Below are 4707 nucleotides of genomic sequence, written 5' to 3' on the forward strand. Positions count from 1 at the left end.
GCTTTAGCGCGGGGCATTCGTTGTAATTTAGCTTCTTCAAGTGCCCAATATTCAATATTAAATGCCTCCTGTCTAGGTAGCGATGTGTACTCACTTATCGCTTCAGCTCCCTTCATAACATTAATCGCATTAATATAAAATTCTGCAGCCACCCTTGCGGTTTGTTTATCTTTTGCAAAAGTAAACATACCCACCCCCGGATATAAAATCACTACCGGATTGGGATCTCTAATAGCGGGACTTTCAGAGTTTCTACAGTTGTTATAATAATCCAGATACATCTTTCGGTAAGCATCAATTGAAGGGGCAATTTTTACCTTTATGGATGATGAGTCAGATAAATCCTCGTTCTTATTTAAATCTAATACAAGCGGAGATATTTTGGTTCGCAAGAAATGATCGGGGCAGCTTGTACCTAATGGAGCTAACCTATCTAAATCATTAGAGTTGACAAACTCTAAGACACGGTCATCATCGGTAAAATGACCGATCATATTTGTTTGAGATGAACAAAACCCTCTTAGAACAGGAGCCAACGCCGAAGCTTGAACCAATCTTTGTTCCTTTGCCAGAGATGTTATTTTAGCACCTCCAAAAACTTCTCCCTTTTTCCTATAATTATCTTCTAGATATTGTGCACATCGCTCAATTACTTCTAACGTATTTATATAACTCTCATATGCAGTTTTCCCCCAGGTGAATAATCCGTGGGAGCCCAACATGATACCACGGATGCCTGGGTTTTCATCCAGACATTGCTTCAATTTTAACCCCAGATCGAAACCCGGCCTTTGCCAATCAACCCAACCAACACTACCCCCGAAGAGTTCCTCTGTAATTTTTTCACCATCCTTTGCGGCAGCTATCGCTATAGCCGCATCCGGATGTAAATGATCAATATGTTTAAAGGGAAGAAAGCCATGTAGAGCGGTATCAATTGATGGAGCCTTCGATGCCAAATCATAAATACAATGATTGAACAATTCTACCATTTCATCCTCATGCTCGATGCCGCGGTATCTGTTTTTTAAACTTAGCAACCGATCCATGTACAAAGCAGCAAGTCCATTTCTTTTCATAGTACCAATATCACCACCGCTACCTTTAACCCACATTACTTCTGTCTCTTTCCCGCTGATTGGATCAATGGCCATCGCTTTGCAGGAAGTATTGCCGCCTCCATAATTGGTCAAACGCAGATCAGATCCTAGTAAATTGGAACGATATACCAATAATGCTACTTCATCGCCCGCGAGTTCAGCTGCCTTGACATCATCCCACAGATAGCTTACGTATTTAAAATTTGTTGCTATTTTACTCATGTTATTTGTTATAATCACATTTTTATTGCATTGAATTACCATATCCTACGACCAGTACTGAAAGAAGAATGATAAATATGCCACTTGCTATCGTTATGCCGGTTTTATTACTTACACCTTTCCATTCCTTTAACAGGATGCCCCACATATTGGCAACTAGAATAATAAATGCCATGTGTAATATCCAAGAGCTGGCTCCGTTACCCAATTTGCTCTCTCCCATACCATAAAAAAAGAATTGCAAAAACCAGATTATTCCCGCCATTGCCGCAAAAAGATAATTTTGGGTGAGGGGCGCCTTTTTATTAGTATAGTCACCGAATGTTTTATTTCGTGCATTAAGGATTACGCACCATATAAAATTAGTGCTAAGACCACCCCATAACAATACAATATAGATTACATTATTTCGATACAAGAAATTTACCGTTTCTAAAGGATGGGCCGACTTCCACAACTGATTTGCTTCATCGGCCATGGAAGACCCGGCTTCGATACCATAATTAAAGCAGGCACTTAGAATACCGGAGATGATACAGACAATTAAACCCTTTACGAGATTAAATTCTTTTACACTTTCTTTCTTTTTTTCGTCAGGAAGTTCTTTTTCTTTTAAAACACCAGCTCTACCACAGACATAAATACCAATCAAACAAAGTGTAACACCAAGCAACACTACTTGTCCCCAGGATGTAGTTAGCAGCTCATTAAAAGTTATTTTGCCTGATTGCGGGTAAAAATTGTAATAAATTGAAGGAACCAGTGCGCCGAATGCGGCAGTAAAGCCGAGTAAAACAGAATTGCCCAAAGACATCCCAAGATAACGCATCCCTAGTCCGTACATCAACCCACCGATTCCCCAAAGTATTCCCCAAAAGTAAGTCCACCAAAATGTAGATGAGGGTGTCTGTGCAATTATATCAACAAAGTTTGGTATCGTAAACCAGGCGGCAATAGGCGGAACAATAAGCCAGGAGAACAAGCCCCCGACTAGCCAGTATGTTTCCCATGCCCAGCCTTTTACCTTTTTATAAGGAACATAAAAACTTCCTGAAGCAAAACCGCCAATGAAGTGAAAAATAATTCCTAATACAGCCTGCATAATTTTTTAAAATTTTTACAGTTTCATTCTGATTGTGAGATTTAAATAAAAGTAGCGCATAGATATTTAATTGCTGTCCTGATCGAATAACAGGATACAAAAAGAATATCTAAAGCCTGAGGTAAAGTTGTTCGCATCGGAACCGATGGTAATAAAGCCTATCCAGATGAATTGGCATTCTTATTCTGCACGTTTAGCAGCAATCATCTGCTTCCTCAATTTCTGCCAAGCTACGCTCTACTAAAAATGCAATTGTAATTTACTATTAGTGTGCAACTGCTATCACATCTTTTTTTGTCTTTTTCTGCCAAAAGAATAATATGATAAATAAAACAACTAATATGGCTGGAAAAGCAACCATTTTTGTCAGAGTATCCTGACCGGAAACAAGATCCAGTTCTAATCCTGTCAGTCCCGCCGCTAAACCTTCTGCTCTGTCCCTATCAATCCAACTACCTATAATAGGCTGAAAAATGGCAGTAGAGAACATGCCTATTCCACCAATAACAGACATTCCTAAAGCACCGCTGAGAGGAACCCGCTGAGCCACTGCTCCTACCATGGTTGGCCAGAAATAGCATACTCCTATTGCGAAGCAAATAGCTGCCATGTATACATAAGGACCTGTAGCTATACTAAATAAGAAAATACCCAGAGTTGCGAAAACAGCAGAAGTTAAAAGAACACCAGTCTGGCCAAATTTCTCGACTACCGGTCCGGCAAAAAATCTGCCTACCGCCATTAAACCTGTTACCAAAGCTAAAATCAACATTGGATGAGCTCCGCTACTACTCATGATAAGGCCTACCCACTGCTGCGGACCAAATTCTGTGATTGCAGTCAAAGCCATACAGAAGAATAAGAATAGATATATAGGTGTTGACATAGCTTTGAAATTTTCAGCAAGGGAAGTGCCTTCTGCATTTTGAGATTTTGGGAAAGTTTTTCCGTAAAATAAAGCTGCATAAATAATAGTAGGAATCATAATTACCCACATCTGGGATTGCCAGCCTAACTCAAAGTCAGTCATAAATTTAGAGATCAGGCTGCCAAGAACAATTCCTCCGGGGAACCACATGTGGAATCTGTTGAGCATTTTGTTCATTTTAATACCGGAGTACGAGTCCGCGATCATCGGGTTACAGGCCGCTTCTGTACAGCCATTGCCAAAACCGATAAATAAGGTGGAGATGAGTAAGAGTGGGTAAATGTAGGGGCCTACTGAAAAAATTGTTAATATAATTCCAATAGTATGGGACACAAAGGCCACTATCATAATATTTTTGGCGCCAAAACTATGGTAAACGAGTCCTCCTATAATCATGGATATAGGAAATCCCAAAAACCACATCGAATTGATAAATCCGAGTTGTGTAGGACTCAGTTCATATTCTCTGCCAAGTTGAGCTAGAATCCCGGCTCTAATGGCGAATGTAAAAGCGGTAGTAATCAATGCAAAACAACTTCCGTAAAATAAGGCTCTTTTGTTAATGTTTTCGTTCATGGTTATTTAGGTTTAGTTAATTACTAAAAGCTCATTAATCTTTTTAACTGGATCACAATTTAAAAACGAATAATTAGTTATCTGTCCTGACCTGACCTGCCTTTAATAAACACGATCAACTAAAGCGGAAGATTTTCCTAAATAACTTTATCTGCCAAGACGCTTCAATGCCTTCAGCATTATTTAAAGTGTTGATTCAGGATCCAATTCCGCTATACCCAGCTATTTCGACCATTGGTCGACACACTTTCTGTCGTTCTAATTTCGCTTCAAGAGCAAAGCGTTGAGTATCTAAACAAAAACTCCTCCCATTGGGAGGCATTTTTGTTTAGATCCCTGCAAGTCCTGCTAGCAAAACTAGCATATGCAGATACGTCTGTCTGCATAATGGAATCAAAGAGGTAATTTACAAATTCCCCTTCTTCATCTCTCCCACAGCATAATCACAAGCCCTTGCGGTAAAGGCCATGTATGTTAAGGAAGGATTCTGGCATGCGCTTGATGTCATGAATGCACCATCAGTAACAAAGACGTTCTTAACATCGTGCATTTGATTCCATTTGTTTAAGACTGAAGTCTTCGGATCATGCCCCATACGGGCTGTTCCCATTTCGTGGATTGCCATACCGGGTATAGCAGGATTGTCGAAGGAACTAATATTTTTCATACCTGCGGCCTCCAAAATTTCGGCAGCGTCATTCTTCATATCGATGCGCATTTTGCGTTCGTTTTCACCGAATTCGCAATCAACAGCAAGTAGCGGCTGTCCCCATTTATCC

The 4707-nt window shown here is 40.0% G+C and carries 4 protein-coding genes; all 4 read right to left on the reverse strand.

All coding sequences use genetic code 11. The features are described 5' to 3' along the window. The coding region (locus WBJ10_RS09935) for a bifunctional rhamnulose-1-phosphate aldolase/short-chain dehydrogenase (RefSeq protein ID WP_424289824.1) at window positions 1-1322 on the reverse strand (1322 nt) is incomplete at its 3' end. Window positions 1323-1344: 22 nt separating this feature from the next. Continuing rightward, window positions 1345-2424: an L-rhamnose/proton symporter RhaT gene (gene rhaT / locus WBJ10_RS09940; protein ID WP_424289826.1), complete on the reverse strand. Its 1080-nt coding sequence runs from the start codon at window positions 2422-2424 to the stop codon at window positions 1345-1347. Window positions 2425-2689: 265 nt separating this feature from the next. Then, entirely contained in the window at window positions 2690-3928 is a 1239-nt protein-coding gene (locus tag WBJ10_RS09945; RefSeq protein WP_424289828.1) for an MFS transporter, read from the reverse strand. Window positions 3929-4334: 406 nt separating this feature from the next. Further along, window positions 4335-4707, reverse strand: a 373-nt coding sequence (locus WBJ10_RS09950) for a GMC family oxidoreductase (RefSeq protein ID WP_424289830.1), incomplete at its 5' end; no start/stop codon positions are given.

The sequence above is a fragment of the Daejeonella sp. genome, assembly GCF_049655485.1.
Lineage (GTDB): Bacteria > Bacteroidota > Bacteroidia > Sphingobacteriales > Sphingobacteriaceae > Daejeonella.

Excerpts from the sequence above, each read along its gene's own strand:
- rhaT (WP_424289826.1), bottom strand. The coding sequence starts at position 2,424 with ATGCAGGCTGTATTAGGAATTATTTTTCACTTCATTGGCGGTTTTGCT.
- WBJ10_RS09945 (WP_424289828.1), bottom strand. The coding sequence starts at position 3,928 with ATGAACGAAAACATTAACAAAAGAGCCTTATTTTACGGAAGTTGTTTT.